Annotated in this window: 16 protein-coding genes; 14 read left to right on the plus strand and 2 right to left on the minus strand. The window is 30.0% G+C overall.

The window, feature by feature from the left end:
* Positions 1–20 precede the first annotated feature (20 nt).
* From bsdtw1_RS09015 to bsdtw1_RS09045, 7 genes are all read left to right on the plus strand, one after another.
* Complete coding sequence (locus bsdtw1_RS09015; RefSeq protein WP_183277244.1) at positions 21–1,598, plus strand: ABC transporter substrate-binding protein; 1,578 nt, start codon at positions 21–23, stop codon at positions 1,596–1,598.
* Between the two features lie 181 nt (positions 1,599–1,779).
* Positions 1,780–2,733, plus strand: a complete 954-nt coding sequence (locus bsdtw1_RS09020) for an ABC transporter permease (RefSeq protein WP_183277245.1) — start codon at positions 1,780–1,782, stop codon at positions 2,731–2,733.
* Positions 2,734–2,738: 5 nt separating this feature from the next.
* Positions 2,739–3,590: an ABC transporter permease gene (locus bsdtw1_RS09025; RefSeq protein ID WP_183277246.1), complete on the plus strand. Its 852-nt coding sequence runs from the start codon at positions 2,739–2,741 to the stop codon at positions 3,588–3,590.
* A gap of 4 nt (positions 3,591–3,594) precedes the next feature.
* Positions 3,595–4,569, plus strand: coding sequence for an ABC transporter ATP-binding protein (locus bsdtw1_RS09030; RefSeq protein WP_183277247.1), 975 nt, complete (start codon positions 3,595–3,597; stop codon positions 4,567–4,569).
* 401 nt (positions 4,570–4,970) lie between these two features.
* The gene (locus bsdtw1_RS09035; protein ID WP_183277248.1) at positions 4,971–5,951 is read left to right on the plus strand and encodes an ABC transporter ATP-binding protein; all 981 of its coding nucleotides are present in this window, start codon (positions 4,971–4,973) and stop codon (positions 5,949–5,951) included.
* 311 nt (positions 5,952–6,262) lie between these two features.
* Complete coding sequence (locus bsdtw1_RS09040; protein WP_183277249.1) at positions 6,263–6,754, plus strand: diguanylate cyclase domain-containing protein; 492 nt, start codon at positions 6,263–6,265, stop codon at positions 6,752–6,754.
* Between the two features lie 130 nt (positions 6,755–6,884).
* Positions 6,885–7,928: a GGDEF domain-containing protein gene (locus bsdtw1_RS09045; protein WP_183277250.1), complete on the plus strand. Its 1,044-nt coding sequence runs from the start codon at positions 6,885–6,887 to the stop codon at positions 7,926–7,928.
* A gap of 94 nt (positions 7,929–8,022) precedes the next feature.
* On the opposite strand, the gene bsdtw1_RS09050 is transcribed toward bsdtw1_RS09045, so the two are convergent.
* Together bsdtw1_RS09050 and bsdtw1_RS09055 are read right to left on the minus strand one after the other, a co-directional pair.
* Positions 8,023–9,705, minus strand: a complete 1,683-nt coding sequence (locus bsdtw1_RS09050) for a methyl-accepting chemotaxis protein (RefSeq protein ID WP_183277251.1) — start codon at positions 9,703–9,705, stop codon at positions 8,023–8,025.
* A 201-nt stretch (positions 9,706–9,906) separates the two neighbouring features.
* Positions 9,907–10,464, minus strand: a complete 558-nt coding sequence (locus bsdtw1_RS09055; RefSeq protein ID WP_183277252.1) for a TetR/AcrR family transcriptional regulator — start codon at positions 10,462–10,464, stop codon at positions 9,907–9,909.
* A 338-nt stretch (positions 10,465–10,802) separates the two neighbouring features.
* Between bsdtw1_RS09055 and bsdtw1_RS09060 the strand changes: the two genes are divergently transcribed.
* The 7 genes from bsdtw1_RS09060 (at position 10,803) to bsdtw1_RS09090 (ending at position 20,554) form a co-directional block, all read left to right on the plus strand.
* Entirely contained in the window at positions 10,803–11,972 is a 1,170-nt protein-coding gene (locus bsdtw1_RS09060) for a serine/threonine-protein kinase (protein ID WP_183277253.1), read from the plus strand.
* Between the two features lie 247 nt (positions 11,973–12,219).
* Positions 12,220–12,672 carry a MarR family winged helix-turn-helix transcriptional regulator gene (locus tag bsdtw1_RS09065; RefSeq protein ID WP_183277254.1) on the plus strand — a complete coding sequence of 151 codons (453 nt, stop codon included), beginning with the start codon at positions 12,220–12,222 and terminating at the stop codon, positions 12,670–12,672.
* A 19-nt stretch (positions 12,673–12,691) separates the two neighbouring features.
* Entirely contained in the window at positions 12,692–14,065 is a 1,374-nt protein-coding gene (locus bsdtw1_RS09070; protein WP_183277255.1) for an MATE family efflux transporter, read from the plus strand.
* Between the two features lie 199 nt (positions 14,066–14,264).
* A complete protein-coding gene (locus bsdtw1_RS09075) occupies positions 14,265–15,215 on the plus strand; it encodes an alpha/beta hydrolase (protein WP_183277256.1) in 951 nt (316 codons plus the stop codon).
* Between the two features lie 110 nt (positions 15,216–15,325).
* Positions 15,326–16,054, plus strand: coding sequence for a nitroreductase family protein (locus bsdtw1_RS09080; RefSeq protein ID WP_183277257.1), 729 nt, complete (start codon positions 15,326–15,328; stop codon positions 16,052–16,054).
* A gap of 247 nt (positions 16,055–16,301) precedes the next feature.
* The gene (locus tag bsdtw1_RS09085) at positions 16,302–18,299 is read left to right on the plus strand and encodes a PAS domain-containing sensor histidine kinase (protein ID WP_183277258.1); all 1,998 of its coding nucleotides are present in this window, start codon (positions 16,302–16,304) and stop codon (positions 18,297–18,299) included.
* A gap of 20 nt (positions 18,300–18,319) precedes the next feature.
* A complete protein-coding gene (locus bsdtw1_RS09090; protein WP_183277259.1) occupies positions 18,320–20,554 on the plus strand; it encodes an MASE3 domain-containing protein in 2,235 nt (744 codons plus the stop codon).
* Positions 20,555–20,561: the final 7 nt, after the last annotated feature.

A 20,561-nucleotide genomic window follows, 5' to 3' on the forward strand; every position in this document is an offset into this window, starting at 1 on the left:
TTTTACAAGGGGGAACAGAAATGACACTTAAAAAATTATCAATGATTGTAACTGCTATAACAACAGCAGCCTTTTTATTAGTAGGCTGTGGTAGTGGAGCAAAAAGTACAACAAACGCATCAGGAACTGCAACTAAATCAGATACCTTTGTTTATGGTATTGACGGGGATCCTGGTAACTCTGTAAATGTAATAACAACTAGTGATCGTTATGGTCTAATGGAAATAAAGGCATTATACTCACCACTTTATATGTATAATGTTGATGGAATTAATTATTTCCTTGCTGAAAGCATGACTCAATCAGCAGATAAATTAACTTATACTGCAAAGCTAAGAAAAGATGTAAAGTGGAGCGATGGTGTTAAGTTTACTGCAGATGACGTAGTATTCACATACAATGAAATGTTAAAAGAGAAAAATGCTGGATGGGCATATAGTCAATTGGTATTCAATGGAAAACCAGTGAAAATTACAAAGGTTGATGATTATACTGTAGATTTCACATTACCAGAAGTGAGCGCTCCAGGAATGGAACTTTTAGCAAACATCTTTATAATGCCTAAGCACATTTATGAAGGTGAAACTAATTTTGAAAATAGCACTAAGAATGCAAAACCTGTAGGAACTGGCCCATATAAATTAGAAGAATATAAAGCTGGTCAATACGTTAAGATGGTTAGAAATGATGATTACTTCTTAGGTAAAGCAAAAATACAAAATGTTATTTTTAGAGTAATACCAGATGCTAATACTGCTAAGCTTTCTCTTCAAAAGGGAGAAATAAATGCGTTATCAGTTCAATCAAGAGATTTGGATAGTCTATTAAAAGGTAATAACTTAACTCCTTATAAGTATGATGAAGGTAGAATAGCTTATGCTGTGCTTAACTCTAATTCACCAAAGCTTAAGGATGCAAGTGTTAGACAAGCGATTTTCTATGCACTAAACAGAACTGATTTGATAAATGCTGCTTTTGGATCAGAAGAATATGCTAAGAAAGCTTATTCATTCCTTCCTAACGAAAATAAATTCCATACAGACAATGTTGAGAAGTATGAGTTTGATCAAGCTAAGGCAAAAGAACTTTTAGCAAAAGCAGGTGTTTCTGGTTTAAAACTTAAACTTGGATATCCAGGAAGCAATGTTCCTTACCAAAAGGAAGCTGCTATAATTCAACAAAATCTAAAGGCAGTAGGAATAGATGTTGAACTTGCTGCAGGTGAAGATGCTGCTATAAGTAAACAAATGAAAGACAAAAACAGTAATTATGATATGTTCCTCGGTGGATATATCATGGGAATAGATCCAGATACTTTCAACTCATTATTTTTATCAGATAGCCAATGGAATTACAGCCATTTTGTAGATAAACAAATTGATGACTTATTTAATGCTGGAAGAGTAGAAACAGATGAAGCAAAAAGAAAAGAAATATACAATCAAATTCAGCAAAAACTTCAAACTAATGCATACTTCTTCCCAATTCTTGAAAACAAAAGAATTGTTGTTATGAGTTCAAACCTTCAAGGTGTAGATGAAGCTAAACTAGTACCAGTTTACACTTTTGAAGATATGTCTAAGCTTTATTATAAATAAAATTATAAAGATGCACCACTTCGGTACGAAGTCTATTTTTAAAACTCTTCGGGTTCTGGTGAGAGGATTTAAAAATAAGAAGTTTTATTACGAAGTGGTACATTCATAATGTGAATACATGGGGAATATATAGATTTATATTCTCCATGTATAATTTATTAATTAAGGAAGTGAGTATAAAGTGGCAAAATACATACTAAAAAGAATACTACAAGCTATTCCGCTACTTTTAATTATCAGTATTATTTGTTTCGCATTAATTCAGATGGCACCTTACAATGCAGTGGATGCTATGACAACTCCAAAAATGCCTCAAGAAACGATTAATTTAATAAAAGCAAAATATGGATTTGATAAACCTGCCTATGTGCAGTATTTTTTATGGCTTAAAGGGATGCTTACTGGTCAGTTTGGATATTCAATTGTTACTCATGAAAGCATAGCAAACGACCTCGGTGCAAGACTTCCAGCTACTATGATTTTAGTTTTTCCAGCGTATTTGATTTCTCTTGTTATTTCAATAGTTCTTGGGCTTATAGCTGGTTCTAATAAAAACAAGCTTGTGGATAAGATAATAGATGGATTCTGTTCCATAAGTATAGCAACTCCAACCTTTTGGTTTGCAATGATTTTAATTTTTATATTTGGATACAAGCTTTCCATACTTCCTATATTGGGGATGAATACTATAGGAGTTGAAGGCTCCGTATCTGACTTTTTACTACATTATATAATGCCATGTGCCGTATTAGTTATCGCTTATACTCCTGAGCTTGTTAGATATGTTAGATCTTCAACCATAGGACAAACTTCTGAGGGATATGTAATGGTACAGAATGCTTTTGGTGCAAGCAAAAGTGAGATATTATTTAAGCATATTTGTAAAAATGTTCTTTTACCAATTATCACGAAGATAGGTATGGCACTACCTATGTTAGTTACTGGAGCAATGATAACAGAAACTGTTTTTGGATGGCCAGGAGTAGGTCCGTATTTTGTTACGGCAGTTCGCGGCTTAGATTATCCAGTGGTTATGGCTATTTTGGTGCTATCTTCTTCTATGGTCATAATAGGAAATTTATTGTCAGATATATTATATTCTATTGTTGATCCTAGAATAAAAGAAATGGAGTAATGCCTATGAAAAGTGTAAGATTAAAAAAAGTCATAGATGAGTTAAAGGGTAATAAAAGTGCTTTATTTTCGATAGCCTTTCTTGTATTTATTATAGTGATATCGATATTTGCATTTTTAATACCTATAGATCCGAATGCTACTGATACATCAAGTATATTACAAACTCCTAGTATGAGTCATTTATTTGGAACTGATGAATTAGGGAGGGATTACTTAGCGAGAACTATTTATGGAGGAAGAGTATCTCTTATAGTTGGAATTCTTGCTATGGTTATTTCCACTAGCATTGGTATAGGAGTAGGTACTATAAGTGGATACTTTGGAGGAAATATAGACAATCTTTTAATGAGATTTGTAGATATAATATCATCTATTCCTTGGATGATACTTGTAACTGTAGTAAGTATATTTTTAAAGCCTGGACTTCAAGCAATAATTATAGTAATAGGATTATTTTCTTGGATGGGAACGGCGCGACTGGTACGTGCGGAAACACTTTCTATAAAACAAAGAGAATATGTACTTTACGCAAATTCTATTGGAGAGTCCTCAAGGAATGTGATTTTTAAACATATTATTCCTAGTGTATTTCCAACTATAATAATTGCTTCAACCTCAAGTATAGCTGATGCTATAATGACAGAATCCTCATTAAGTTTTTTAGGACTTGGAATTCAACAGCCTATGTCTTCTTGGGGGAATTTACTTCAAAATGCTCAAACAAATTTACAAAATGCACCATATATGGCTATTTTGCCAGGTGTATTAATAATACTTACAATCTATTCTTTTAATAAATTAGGGAATGTTTTAAGAGTATTTGCTGAGCCAAAGACTGCAGGAGGTAGTAGATAATATTATGAATGACGAGACACTTCTTAAAGTAATAAATTTAAAGACTACATTTTATACTAAAAATAGCAAAACAGAAGCAGTTAGAGGAGTAGATTTTCATGTTAACTCAGGAGATGTGCTTGGAGTAGTAGGTGAATCTGGTAGTGGTAAGAGCGTGCTTATGAGATCAGTGATGAACATACTTCAAGAAAATGCCAAGATAGACTCAGGAGAAGTTCTTTTTGAAGGAAAAGATCTTTTAAAGCTATCTCCTAAGAATATGAAAAAAATCAATGGCAAAGAGATGGCTATGATTTTCCAGGATCCAATGACTGCACTTAATCCACTAAAAAAGATTGGAGATCATCTTGTTGAGGTGATAGTTAGGCATAAAGGGATCAATAAGAAAGAAGCAAAGACAATGGCTATAAAGCTTTTAGCTGATGTTGGGATACCAATGCCAGAAAAAAGGATAAATCAGTATCCACACGAGTTTAGTGGCGGAATGAGACAAAGGGTGCTTATAGCAATGGCTCTTGCCTGTAAACCTAAGCTATTAATTGCTGATGAACCTACAACTGCCTTAGATGTTACTATTCAGGCACAAATTTTGGAGCTTCTAAAGGCATTAAAAGAAGCTAATGACATGTCTATTATTCTTATAACACATGATCTAGGGGTAGTAGCTAATATCTGTAATAGAATAGCAGTTATGTATGGTGGATTGATAATGGAAGAGGGAACTACCGAAGAGATTTTCTATGAAACTAAACATCCTTATACAAAAGCTTTACTTAATTCCATACCAAAAACTCAAGGAAATGAAAAAGTAAGACTTAGACCTATAGAGGGCTCTGCTCCATCTTTATTAGATCCTCCGAAAGGGTGTCCTTTTGCAGAGAGGTGTGAATTTGCAAACTCAAAATGCTTTAGTGAGATACCGGATTACAAAAAGTTTAGTGACACACATAAAGCTAGATGCTTTTTTACTGTAGAATAAATTATAAAATTTTCAAGGTAGCTAAACCTAGATATTTCAATGCTTTTAGAAGCTGTTTAGAGTTAACAGTAAAAAATAAAACTTATTCGTCTGCCAAATTTTCCTCATATTCATTCGGAAAGGCAGATGCGTTAAAAAGCTCACTGAAGAAGGTCGCTTCAGCGACTTTTTTACTGTATAGAAAAGTATAATTTTTTTGTTAGCTAAACCTAGCAATATCAAATGCTTAGAACAGCTGTTTAGAGTTAACAGTAAAAAATAAAACTTATTCGCCTGCCAGATTTTCCTCATGTTCATTCGGAAAGGCAGATGCGTTAAAAAGCTCACTGAAGAAGGTCGCTTCAGCGACTTTTTATAAGAGTAAGATGAATTCTGCAAGTCAATGTAAAGGAGGTATTTAAGTGGATAATTCAGATAAAGTATTAATAGAAGTAAAGGAAGTAAAAAAATATTTTCCTGTTAAAAATAGATTAATAGGAAGTGAAAAGAAGTTTGTAAAAGCTGTAGATGGGGTCTCCTTTGATATAAAGAAAGGTGAAACCTTTGGTCTTGTAGGTGAATCAGGCTGCGGTAAATCTACTCTTGGAAGGTCAATTACTAGACTTTACGATATAACTTCAGGTGATATATTTTTTGATGGAACAAATATCGCAAAATTTAATAAAAAAGAGTTAAAACAATATAATAAAAGGATGCAAATCATCTTTCAAGACCCATATTCATCTCTTAATCCTAATATGAATGTGGAAGAGCTAATCAGTGAACCTCTTGTGCTTCATACAAATCTTTCTAAAAATGAGAGAACTAATAAAATCCATAGTTTGCTTGAAGTGGTTGGACTTAAGAAAACAGACATGGAAAAGTTCCCTCATGAATTTAGTGGAGGACAGTGTCAAAGAATTGGAATTGCAAGAGCTATATCAACTAATCCTGAGTTCATATTATGTGATGAACCCATATCAGCCTTAGATGTATCTATTCAAGCACAAGTGGTAAATATGTTAGAGGATTTACAAAAGGAACTTGGACTAACTTATCTTTTTGTTGCTCATGATCTTTCAATGGTAAGACATATATCAGACAGAATCGGTGTAATGTATTTAGGTAACATTATTGAGATTTCAGAAAGTAATGATTTATATAATAATCCTCTGCATCCATATACAAAGGCATTACTTTCAGCTATACCTATAGCTGATCCGCTAAAGGCAAAAGCATCTCAAAGACAAATAATTGAAGGAGACATACCAAGTCCAATTGATATTCCTTCTGGTTGTAGGTTTCACACAAGGTGTCCATATGCTAAACCAATATGCAAGGAAATAGCACCTCAAATGAAGGAAGTAGAAAGCGGACATTCTGTAGCATGTCACTTATATTAGAACAAACTAGTCTTATAATGAACTATTCCTTGTAAAGTAGACAAGGAATAGTTCAGAGAGGCTAGTTTTTTTATTTATTAAGAGATAAATGAAATGTAATATTTATATAAAAAAATGGGTGAACCCCCTTAAACGTTAAAACTGCACTCGTATATTATTAGGTAAAGATTTATGAGTAGGACAATGGATTTAAAATAGGGGAGGGCAATAAGATTTAAATATGATAATTATGCGATGATATAATTATCTTTTATAAGATATGGATGTAAGGGTGCAAATACACAAGATAATAAGTAGTAGGAGAGATTTACATGGAAACAAAAACACTTAAAACTTTATATTGGAATTATTTTACGGCGATACCTAACTTTTTTGATTTTATCGATGCTGACGTTAGTGAAGTATTTGGTAAAAAGGGTAGTTTTATAGTTTTCAATATAGTTAGTTTAGGAAAAATTAATGAAAAGTATGGAAGAGATTTTGGTGATTTACATACAAAAGCTTTAATTAAAGCAATTATCAGTATTTCATCAAAGTATAAGAAATCATATTGCTTTAGATTTGGAAGTAATGATTTTGTAGTTATATTGCCTAATTATACTACAAAACAAATTAACGATATTTCACTTGAAATAAAAGAAGAATATAAAAATAATGTAAGTTCTTTAGGTCTTAATAGATCGCAGTTAAATAAATTTATAATTGAATATAGAAAAGAAATTACTTCAATAGAAGATTTTATGAAAAGTTATTTAACTTTGCCAAGGTACTTTGAATCGCAAAAGGGAGTAACAGGAATATAATGACTAATTATATGATAGATTGTTTAATTATAAATTACTTAGTTCATTTAGGTAATTTATATAATATCTATATTAAAAGAAGTAAATTAAGCAAGCTTTTGAGTATACTTAAATAATTAGGAGGTTTTGAATGGAAATAAAGGCATTTGATAATGTTTACGGTAATTATTCTTCATTACGCCCCAATTTCTTTGATTTTCTTGAAGCTGATGTAAGCAAAATATTTGGGAAAAAAGGTGCATTTATAGTTTTTAATATTTCTAATTCTAAAAAAGAAGAAGATGAATTATACATAGAAAATATTTTCAAGTTAATTAGGAACGTAATTTCCACATATTCAAATATATATGGCTTTATAATAGGGATAAATGACATAATAATTACCTTTCCAAACTATAATTTCGCTGATATCGAAAGAATATCTTTTAAAGTGGAAGCTAGCTTAAATAATATAATGAATACTCAAGAAAACTCACATATGAATTTAAATAAATTTGTTCTGCAATATAATCAAGAGATAACATCTGTAGAAGATTTTTATGAATTACTATTTAATAATGCGATAAAGCTAGAAGAAAATAAAGAAGTTTCTAGAAAGAAAATAAAACGCATAATACATATGTTAACAAATAATATAAGAAATACAGTTCATTCTTATAAATATGCAAACGAACTTGCATTTATAGATGATGTATCAGGTGTCTCAAATCATCGAGCTGGAAAGTTATTTTTATCGAAGTTAATTGAAGAATATATAGAGAGTAGAAAAGGTTTTGGAATAATGTTTATAGATGGAGATAATCTGAAACGTTATAATAATGTAAGTTATGAAGCTGGAAATCAGATGATTAGAAATCTTAGTACTATAATAAAAAGCTCTATAAGAAGCGAAGATAAGGTGTTTAGATGGTTGTCAGGGGATGAATTTGTGGTGATACTGAGGGAAATAGATGAACAAAATACTTTAAAGTTGGCTGAAAGAGTAAGAAGAGCTGTTGAAGTTCAAACTAAGAATTATATATATCCTACAACTATTTCAGTAGGAGTAGCACACTATCCAAGTGATGGAAAGACCTTAAGTGACCTTTTAAATAGAGCTGAAAAAGCAAATTCTTATGCAAAATCCATTGGGAAAAATCGTGTGATAAAGTGGAATAATTCAATGGTTGATTAAATATATAAAATACTTTTGAACATAAAAATCGCTGAAGAAAGCTCACTTCAGCGATTTTTTATTGTTTTTTAATTATAAAAATAGATTTTACAAATTACTCTGTTTTGAAGTTCTTTACTGCAGCTGATAAATTAGTTGAAAGACTTTTTAATTCTTTCATATTTTCCATAATATCATTAATATTTTTATTTTGAATTTCTGTTAATGCGGTAACCTCTTCAGAACTTGCGGAAGTTTCCTCACTTACTGCTGAAATGCCCTCTATTACACTAACGGTTACAGATGTACTAGCTTCAATTTCACTGATTTGATCTGAAAGGAACTCAATATTTTGGAACATTTCTGAAGTAGCATTTTCTATAGAGATAAATACCTTTTCTGCATCTTTTACTGCTCTTGTCTGATCTGATATCACATTTCGTGTCATATCAACATTATTGGCTATATTGTCTATATTTTTCTGGATATCATTTATTACTTCTGATATAGCCTTAGTTTGTTCTGAAGACTGTTCAGATAATTTTTTTATCTCTTGCGCCACCACTGAAAACCCTTTTCCCGCTTCACCAGCTCTAGATGCTTCTATTGAAGCATTAAGAGAGAGAAGGTTTGTTTGGTTAGAAATTGCTCTTATTATATTTGTAACTTGATTTATTTTTTCCGATTGCTCCTTGAGAGCTTTAACATCTTCTACAACTTTTGTGAAATCCTTATGAGTAGTTTCTGAAGTCTGTCCTAAAACAGTTGTTATTTGGCTACCTTTTTGGATTTCCTGTTGTGTGCTAGCTGCTATTTTTTGTATGGCCTTAGCAGAGTTATTTGTATTGTTAGCTGAAGTATATATTTGTTTAATTGAAGTACTTCCTTTATCTATATCTTGTGCAAGTGATTGATTAGAAATAGCTATTTCATTTATTGCTGTAGATATATCATTATATGAAGTCTTACTTTCATTCACTTCTTTAGATGTTTCTTGTAGTGATTTGTCAAGAATAACAGCACTCTTCTTTATATTAGTAGTTAGTTCCTTAAGGTTTGATAGCATGTTATTAAATCCATTAGCAAGAGATGCAATCTCATCTTCACTTTGAACTATAACAGGATTTATTACTAGGTTTCCATTTTCAACTTCTTCCATGGCTTTAGCAATATTTATTATTGGTTTAGTAGATCTTCTAACTACAAGTAAAACTATTAATATTGATAGTATCAATGTTATAGCTCCAACCTCAAATAATACCTGCATTGCTTTTACTTTTGCTCCTTGGAATTCAGCTGTGTTTCCATTTAAAGCAATGATCATATCCCATGGTTTATAGTATGTATAGTATGCAAATTTAGATTTTCCATCTTGAGTATATGATACTTGTTTAACCTGAGACATCCCATATTCTTGCATTGTAAAGTTGGATATATTATCAACCATTTCTTTAATTTGAGATTGACCAAGGAGGTTTGTGCCTACGAGGCTTTTGTCATTGTTATAAACAACAACACCTTTTGAATTTACAACAAAGCCATTACCGTTTTGGCCAACTGTACGACTTACAATATATTTATTGAATGCATCTTTTGCGCTTTCTTGATCAGTTGCAGTTTTATCTAATCCAGAGGCAACATCCCAAGCGCACATAACTCTCTCCATCATTTGTTCAGATAATACTTTGTTAGATTCACCGACAATTACAAAGTAGCTTGGTACCCCAATTGCAACTAAGGTTGTAACAATTAATCCTATTACAATTAATACTAATTTAGTGCTAATGTGTTTTCTCATATTTCCTCCGTTGTAAATGATAATTATTATTATGTAACTAATTATATCAAGTATATTTTTATTATACAATGTAATTTAATTGGTATTATTGCCTTGCGTTTGAGTAGAGGTGAACTAAAAAAACGCTAAGAGGAGTTCTTTAGCGTTTGTACTATTTACCAAAATATTAACTTTTATTCTTGCCTAATTTAGCCAGTAAACTCACTTTGATAGTGATGTAATAAAATCATCTATCATAAGTTTGAAACTATCATTCACGTCTACAGCACCTTGAAAATACCCAAGAGAATGTGAAGAAACAAAACCATGTAATAAACTTCTTAATGCCCTGCTTTTATGAACTATAATTGTTTCATCTTTAATATAATGAACTAAAATCTGATGAATAATAGCTGTTGTGTCCTTAGCTAAGCGTGTTAATTCTTCATCAGCTGTACTAGGGATATTCATGAATAGCCAATAACCTGTTCTATTTTCAAAAGCGAAATCTCTATATACATAGGCAAACTTTCTAATAGCATCTTCACCGCTTTTACCTATCAATGTTTGCATAAGTTTTAAGTTTAATCTATTTAAAAGATATACAGTCATTTCTTTTCTTAAGTTATCCATATTAGCAAAATGATTATATAATGAGGGGTACTTTATACCCAGTTTTTCAGCAATTTTTTGAAAAGTAACTTGATTTAGTCCAATTTCATCTGCTAATGAAAAAGCAACTTCAATTATTTTCTCTTTGGTTAAATTTCTTTTTTGCATTTGATTATCACTCCTTTTGGATAAGTTTCAATAGGAAGTAGTTTATCTATATATTAATAGTTTAACATTATATAATATTTAAATCAAACTATGGAGTATAGTTACTAAACTATAAAATAGAGTTTGATATTAATTTGTGAAAAATTAATAATATTATATGGAGAAAACTTAAATTGTATTACGTGACTCACTCTTATATAGTAGCATATACAGTAGCTAGATCATCTTAAAATTAGAAAAATTTAATAATAAAAAGTAGTGGTACCCCCATAAAATAGAGAATAGATACGTATAAAATACTAGGCGAAACTTTGAAACATCAGTAAATGGGGGTAACTATGCTTGAAGTTGGACATATTTTAGATGAAAAATATGAAGTTATAAAAATAATTGGTTCTGGAGGTATGGGCACGGTTTATTTATGCAAAAACATACGTCTGGACAACTTTTGGGCGATCAAAGAAACAGAAAAATGTGATGAGCTAAATATAGATATTTTATCAGAGTGTAATATACTAAAGAACCTGAATCATCCTGGAATTCCTAGGATAATTGATATATTTTATGAAAGGAACTATTTTTATTTAGTAGAAGATTATGTAGAAGGAAAAACTTTATTTGAATATATAAAGGATAATCAAGATATTAAACTAGAAACCGTTAAAATTATTATTCTTGAAATTAGTGAAATAATAGATTATTTGCATAGTCTTAATCCACCAATAATTTATAGAGATTTGAAACCATCTAATATAATAATAAATCCAACAGGAAAAGTTTTTCTTGTGGATTTTGGTATATCAAAAATTTATAAAGTAGATAGCGATAGTGATACAATATGTATGGGATCAAGTGGATATGCTGCACCAGAGCAACATGGATTGGCACAATCCTGCAGACAAACAGATATTTATGGCATGGGGATGGTTATGTATTTTATGCTTACGGGTAAAGTTCCGTTTAGTGGTGCAGAACCATTATTTGATGAAAATTACGATAAGTGTATAGATAAAGATGTTATAAGAATAATAAAGAAATGTGTACAGCCTGAAATTAAAGATAGATATTCTTCTGTTTGTGATCTAAAAAAAGAAATTATTGAATTATCAAATCATGAAGAATATGAAAAGACAGTTCTTTTAAATAGTTCAAAGGGAAAAATCAAAAAGGTAAAGAAAAGATTTAAGATAAAAAAGATTTTTTTAATTATACCTTTCTTATTAATTTTATTATTTGCTTCAATGTATCTTTTAAGAGAAAGTGGTGCAGGTAATAATGGTGATAATGGAATAAATAAATCTAGTGTTGAAAATGCAGTGCAAAGTGTACCTGAAGAGACAAAAGAAACTAATGATCAAGTACAAAATGATAATTCAGGAGATACAACTAATGATAACAAACTGCAAAATCAAACAACTGATAATATTGTTAATAAGCAAACTCCAGATAGTCAACAAACTAATTATAATCAGCACAAAGGTAAAGGGAATGGTAAGAAGAAAAAATAATATAGCTTATATAAAATTAAAACTAAGTAATTTTTTATAGAAGTTGGAGAATTAAAAGCTCCAACTTTTTTCTATATACGAAAATATAAAGTTTTTCTAAATTAGAAAATGTAGTTAGAGAACTAACTATTTAATCAAACATAGTTGACACTTTAGAAGGAAGAACATATACTATAATAGTTATGAAAATATAACTATTATATAAACATAACTAATATTTAATTGTATCTTTTTTATGGAGGCATAAATGGATAAACAGATATATGATGAAATGATTGAAAATCTATATTGGGCATTTCCTTTGCTTAAAACTAAATTAGTGAAGCCTTTTGATAAAGAGGAAAAAGAAAAAGAAAATGACCTAACAGGAACTCATATGACTATACTTTTTATGGTAAAAGAAAAAGGAAGCATATGCATATCAGAAATTGGGAAACACTTGGGGATTTGTAAAGCAAATCTTACACCTCTTGTTCAAAAATTAATAGATAAAAGCTATATAGAAAGATTCGTTGATGACAAGGATAGAAGATACACTTTTATCAAACTTACAAGTGTCGGAGAAGATTTCCTGGATAACAAAAGATATAAAGTGCAAGAGTTTTTAAAACAAAAAGTATCAGATTTAAGCGAAGCAGATTTAATGACACTATCAGCTTCAGTTGCAGGATTAAGAGAGATTTTAATGAAAATAAAATAATTCGTAGAGGAGTGTAATTATGGACAAAACAAACAGATTAGGGGAAGAGAAAATTTCAAAACTCCTTGTTACTTTTTCAGCACCAGCTATTATAGGTATGCTTGTAAATGCAATGTACAATGTTATTGACAGAGCTGTAATAGGTCATGGGGTAAATGAGCTTGGAATCGCGGGAATAACAATTGGATTTCCTATTCAAATAATAATGATGGCTTTTGGTATGCTTATAGGAATTGGAGCAACTTCTTTAGTATCAATTCGTTTAGGGGAAGGAAAAAAAGAAGAAGCTGAAAAGATTATGGGTAATGCTGTTACTTTACTGGTTGTTATTTCTATTGTTTTAACAATTTTAGGATTGATATTTCTTGATCCTTTACTAAAGGCTTTTGGTGCAAGTGAAGCTGTATTACCATATGCAAGAGATTATGTTAAAGTAATTCTTGTAGGAATGATTTTTGGTACACTTGGCTTTGGTATGAATAACTTTATTCGAGCTGATGGAAATCCAAAGATAGCAATGCTTACAATGCTTATAAGTGCTTTAATTAATGCAATATTAGCACCGATATTTATATTTATATTCAGATGGGGAATGGTAGGAGCAGGTCTAGCTACTTCTTTAGCTCAAGTAGTGTCAAGTACTTGGATAATGTCATATTTTCTTATGGGAAAGAGTTCACTTAAACTTAGATCAAAAAACCTAAGGTTAGATTCGAGAATAGTAAGAAAAATTTTAACCATAGGTACACCACCTTTTGCAATGCAATTATCAAATAGCTTACTAAATGTTATTTTGAACAAAACTCTTATTGTATATGGTGGGGACTTAGCTATTTCTGGAATGGGAATTATTAATAGTATTCAAACTTTGATGTTAATGCCAGTAATAGGGGTTAGCCAAGGTTCTCAACCAATAATAGGATACAATTATGGAGCTAAAAAATATGATCGTATAAAAGAAACTTTGAAGTTAGCAATATCAGGAGCTACAATTATTGTAGTTATTGGTTTTGTATTAACTAGATTGTTTCCAAATCAATTTATTGGTATATTTGCTTCAGATGAAGAATTAATTAAGTTCGGAACACATGCACTATTTATATTCTTTTTATGTTTACCGGTTACTGGATTTCAGATTATTGGAGCTAATTACTTCCAAGCGGTTAGTAAGATGAAGCCTGCTATGTTTTTAACTTTATCTAGACAGGTACTGATACTTATACCAGCAATCTTAATATTATCTAAAATGTTTGGATTAGATGGAGTTCTTTATGCAGGACCTTTAGCTGATTTTTCTGCGGCAGTTTTAACTGGAATTTGGTTGTGGAAAGATTTAAAACATCTAAATAAAGATGAAGATGAGGATGAAGATTTATTGGTTCTAGAAGATTAATAATTTATATATAATATATTAAAAAATAAAAGAAGCTGTATCAAAAATTTTGGTGCAGCTTTTTGATATGCAAGAAGCATAAGTATATTTTAAGCAAAGATAGATAACTTAAAATTAAAAGCTCATTCTATAATGTTTTATCGTATAATGAAGTATCATAGTAAATTATATAGTTACATCCTTTGGAGGAATTAATAGTATGAAGAAAAAATATGGATTAATAATTATTTCTATTTTTCTTGTATTGTTAATGATAGGTGATATCTTTGTAAGTTCATTTTTTTATGATTTAGCAATAGCAAGAAATAATAAGGCTTTTTTATCAACAAGTGAAGATATGCCAGTATCAAATACTGATACTAAACCTAAAGTTAGTGGAAGTGAAAGATGGATAAATGAAATTGGTTATGAAACAGTAAGTATAAAGAGCTTTGATGGTCTTAAACTTGTTGGTTATTATATTAAGGCTAAGAATAAGACTAGCAAAACTGCAATTCTAGCTCATGGTTATGGTGGGAGAGGTAAATCAATGGGGGACTTTGCAAAGATTTACTATGATCTAGGCTACAATGTGTTAATGCCGGATGATCGTGGACACGGGGTTAGCGAAGGTAACTATATTGGCTTTGGATGGGTGGATCGGTTGGATTATTTGAAATGGACTGATTTTGTATTGGAGGAAGTAGGAAAAGATGCCCAGATTGTTCTTCATGGTGTGTCCATGGGTGGCGCTACTGTTATGATGGTAAGTGGTGAAGAATTACCTAAACAGGTTAAAGTCATTGTAGAGGATTGCGGATACACATCTGTGGAAGATGAATTAGCTTATCAACTTAAAAGAATGTATGACTTGCCAGAGTTTCCTATTATTCAATCCACAAGCTTACTAACTCAGATTAAAGCTGGGTATAACTTTAGTGAAGCATCGGCTCTAAAGCAAGTTGAAAAGACCCAAATACCTATGCTTTTTATTCATGGTTCTGATGACGTTTTTGTACCTACAAGTATGGTGTACAGTTTATATAATGCTTGTAAAAGTGATAAAGACATACTGGTTGTTGAAGGTGCAGAGCATGGTTTATCCTTAACTAAAGCTCCGGATGCATATAAGAATAAAGTTAAAGAGTTTGTTGGAAAATATATAAAATGATAGTGAAACTTAAATTTAAACCTACTTGATTGACTTTTTTATTGACATAAATGGAAAGCATAATTATGATTAATTTAATTAGAAGTATAACCAAATTTAGGAGAGTTTAAATGGACATTTTAGAAGCAATAGAAAAAAGAAAATCTCGTAGAAGTTATTTGTCTACACCAATAGCAAAGGATAAGATTGAAAAAATCGAAAGTCTTATATCTAAATATAATGAAGAAGGCAGTATATCAATACAATTAATTGAAGATGGAAGTCAGGCATTCAATGGATTAAGAAAGAGCTATGGAATGTTTTCAGGTGTTAAGAGTATATTGGCTCTGATTGGGAAAGTCGATGACCCTCATTTAAGTGAGAAGTTAGGATATTATGGTGAACTTTTAGTGCTTGAGGCAACTAAATTAGATTTAGGAACTTGTTGGGTTGGGGGTTCTTTCGATAAGAAAACTCCAATTGGTAAACTGAGAAATGATGAAATTTTAGTTTGCGTTATACCAATCGGAAATGTTGAAGAAACCCAAACTATAAAGGAAAAACTCATATATAAAGCAGCACATGGAAAAACAAAAGCAGTAGAGGAATTTTACACAGCAGTTGGAGAAGTTCCTAAGTGGTTTTCAGAAGGAATAAAAGCTGTGCAGAAAGCACCTTCTGCTAAGAACACTCAAAAGGTTAGGTTTAATTATAATGAAGGTAATATAACAGCTGGCATTGAGAATACTTACGTCTTTGATTTAATTGATTTAGGAATAGCAAAGGCACATTTTGCAATAGTAGCAGATGGGTATTTTGAGTTTGGTAATCCAGGAAAGTTTTATAAAAATGAAAAATAGAATTAGAAATTAATGAAAAAACCTCTGAAGACATGTTAGATAAGTCTTTAGGGGTTTTATAACATTCAAAACCTTATTAAAGTATACTAACTAGAGTAAATTACATGGTTATTAACATAATAGTATATTGTGTTGTAATTATATGAAAAATATACAATTAAATGTCGGAAAGAAGAGGGATTTCATAAAGTATGAAGAATTATAGTAAAATATGAAAATTTTTCTATCATGTGGAGGAACTGGTCGGATGTTTGAAACAACAGCTGTTGACAATATTAAATTTGAGGACGAAGAAAAAAGTAATAAAATATTAGATTTCGATTTTAATAGTTTTAATTATATACCTAGTGCAATTATAGTTCAAAAGAATAATAAGATAGTTTACGTTAACGAACCACTGCTTGAAATAATAGAGTGTGATTATGATTGGATATTGGGAACATCAATCAATGAATTGATTGGAAAAGAAAATAACAAAGTATCTATTAATCAGATGAAAAAACGTTTAACTATAGAAGATGGTGAATACAAAATCAAAAGTCCTAGAGGAAATGAAATTTATATAGAACTAAAATGTAAAGCTGAAAGATTTGAAGATAGTACTTTTCTATTTGTAGATATAAGGGACGTAAGTAAAGAGAAAAGAAAATATGAAGCCATTAAAAATCGTGGTGAAAGATATAATGATATTCTTGAAAATCTCCCTGTTAGCATATATATAACGGTTGATGGAAAATTTGAGAAGGTCAATAAAGAAGGCTTAAGATTGTTAGGTGTTGAAGATTTTGAAGATATAAAAGGTAAAAGTATGATGCCTTATACTCACCCTGATGATGTTTATCATATTAAGAATAGAAAAGATATACTATACAATAAATTGAAATCAGTATATTTTGAAGAGCAAAAAGTTATTAGAAAAGATAATGAGGTACTGATAGTGGAAGCAGCTTCATTCCCTTATACTGTAAAAGGATCAAAAGGAGTTGTGACCACTATTAGAGATATATCAGAGAGAAAACGATTGGAAGTTGAACTTCATGAAAGCAGAGAACTGTATAAAAATTTGATTGATATATTACCTATAGGAATAAGCATACATGATGCAAAAAGATTTTCTTTTGTCAGCGATTCTTATGTTAAAATACTGGGTTATGACAGTGCAAATGAATTGGTCGGGCAGAAATTAAGTAAAGTTGCAAGTAAAGAGTTTCAAGAGGTTGTTACTGAAAGATTAAATTCTCTTTTAGCTTGCAATATGGTGTTGCCACCAATTGAATATAAATTTATTACAAAGCAAGGTGATTTAATTGATGTTGAGGTTATATCAGTGAGATTTTCACACAATCAAAAAGTAAATATTATTTCTACCGTTAGAGATATTACAGAGAAAAAGAAAGCTGAAGAAAACAAATTGCTATTAGAGAAAACTTTAGAGTATGACAGATTAAAAACTGAGTTTTTTTCGAATATTTCTCACGAATTGAGAACTCCCTTAAATATATTACTAAGTTCTTTACAGCTTATAGAATTATATGTTGTTGATGATACAAATCCTAAAATAATGGATATAAAGAAATATTCTAATGTTATGAAGCAAAACTGCTACAGATTGCTAAGACTTATAAATAATTTATTGGATATAACGAAAATAGATTCTGGATATTATGGGTTAAATTTTCACAACCACAATATTGTAAAAATAGTTGAAGATATAACACAATCTGTTGCGTGTTATATGAAAGAAAAAAACATCCAAATCATATTTGATACTGATATTGAAGAAAAGATAATTGGGTGTGATGATGATAAGATAGAGAAAGTAGTGTTAAGCTTACTTTCAAATGCTGTAAAATTTACTAAACCTGGAGGGAAAATAGATGTAGGAGTCCACGACCTTGGGGATAGAGTGAAAATAAGCGTAAGGGATACAGGGATTGGTATTCCAAAAGACAAACTAGGTTTAATCTTTGAGAGATTTATTCAAGTGGACAAGTCACTATCTAGAATAAGCGAAGGTGCAGGAATTGGATTGTCTCTAGCTAGGGCTTTGATAAAGATGCATGGTGGAACAATTAGTGTTACAAGTGAATATGGAAAGTTTACACAATTCGATATTATACTTCCTCTAAAAAATATTGAAAATGAAAACGTAATATTAAATTCAGATGAATATTTGGATATATGGATAGCGAATAAAGATAAAGCTGAGAGGGTTAACATAGAATTTTCTGATATTTATATCTGACTTAAAGGGGGGATATAGTTGTGTTGAACAATAAATACGAGTTAGTCAATAAGGATACTAATCAGAAAATAAGTATAAATATAATAATTACATTTATAGTTGTATTATTTATATCCCTTATTATATCTATAGGGATATTCTATAAATTTTGGTCATGGGATAAAGAATTGGTACATACGACTCTTGAATTATTAAGTGTTTTTATGGGAGTATCTACTTTTTTAATAATATGGAACAGACATAGTTCGGAAGAAAGTATAAACTATATATTAGGTTTTGGATACTTGATAGTTTCAATAATGGATGTGGTTCATACTTATTTTTATAAATATATGATTTTACAAAATGTTGCCAATAGTGATGCGTCTTTAAAATATTGGTTGATAGCAAGAATTATAGAAGTAATTACTTTATTGATATTTTCATATGTACCATATAAGAAAAATGGTAATAAATATATCGCTATGCTTAAAACCTTAGTAATTATATTTTTTCTATTTTATATATTGCAGATAAATAAAGGATTTATACCTTCATTCTATACTATAAATGGAATTACACTTTTAAAAATAATTATAGAGTATTTTGTAATTTTAGTAGCTGCGTTAACTTTATATAGATTGAAAAATAATCTCGTTACAAAGCAATTGATTAATTTTAAGTTTCTTTATATATCAATACTTTTGATAATTCCTTCAGAGGTGTGTTTTACACTTTTCAAAAGTCCTGATTCTATTTGGGTGGTATATGGTCATGTTTTGAAGATATGTAGCTATTATTATCTTTATAAGGCAGTGTTTCAAAGTTTGATTAATTATCCTTATGATAAAATAAATGAAAATAATCAAAGATTATCCGATATTCTTAATGCAATACCAATACCTATTCATACTTATAATTTAAATAATAAAATTGATTTTGTTAATAAAAAATTTGAGGAACTTTTCAAATATTCAAAAGAAAATATTATAGGTTTGGGTGATGAAGAAATATCAAAGATTTTACGTAAGGTAGGAAATAATTATGAAAATTCCTTACCATATCGAGTAAATAATAATGAAGAGAATACTAAAAATATAATTAGAACTTATTTAGATTCACATAACAAAGAAATAAAAGTTCTAATTAATGCTCATAAGATTAAAGGCGGAGTTCTTGTTATTACAAATGATATAAAACAAGAACAACAAATCGAAAATCTGAATTTGCAGGCACAAACTATATTAAATTCTATATCAGTACCTACAATGATAATTGATTATAATGGAGATATAATTGCATGCAATAATTATTTTGCTGATTTAGTAGAAGTTGAGTATGAGGATATAAATAAAATGAACATATATGCACTGAATAATATTCTTAAATTGAATAATAATGAATTTCGCAAAATATTTTGTCCAATTAATTTTAAAGCTGACAAAATCGACTGTATTATTGTGACTCCAAAAGGAAATGAAAAAAATATACAGATAAATACTTCAATAATAAAGAATATTTATAATGAGATTATTGGACTAATGATAGTTGTACAAGATGTATCTAAGATGAAAGAGAATCAAATAAAATTGATAAATCAAGAAAAATTGGCGTTGCTAGGGCAGATGGGAGCTACCATTGTTCATGAAACAAGAAATTTTTTGACCACTATAAAAGGAAATAGCCAATTGATACAGTTATATACTGATAACGAAAGAATCAAAAGGTTTGCTAATAAGATAAATTCGGATACTGATGAGGTAAACAGAATTATAAGTGACTTTTTAAACTTATCAAAACCAAGAGAAACTGAATTAGAAGAAGTAGCATTTTATGATTTGATTTCATCAATGAAAAGCACTATAGAAACTTCATCATTAATGAGTAAAGTGCAAGTGTCTTTGAAGCTAGATTATGACGAGAGGTATATATTGTGCGATGAAACACAAATCAAACAAGTAATACTGAATATTTGCAAGAATGCAGTTGAGGCTTTGGAACAGGTCTCAAATCCTAAATTACTTATAAGTACAGGATATAATGAACAAGCTAAGGAAGTATATATAAAAATAGAGGATAATGGCAAAGGTATGAGTGAAGATATAATTAAAAAGATAGGAACACCTTTCTTCACAACTAAGAAAACAGGCACTGGTCTTGGTCTTAATGCATGCTATCAAATTATTAAAGAACATAAAGGAAGGATTCAAATAGAGAGTAAGGTTGGTATGGGAACTATTTTTACAATAATTATTCCATATTTGGATGAGGATTAAATTTAAA

Origin of the sequence: Clostridium fungisolvens, from assembly GCF_014193895.1 — a bacterium.
Lineage (GTDB): Bacteria > Bacillota > Clostridia > Clostridiales > Clostridiaceae > Clostridium_AR > Clostridium_AR fungisolvens.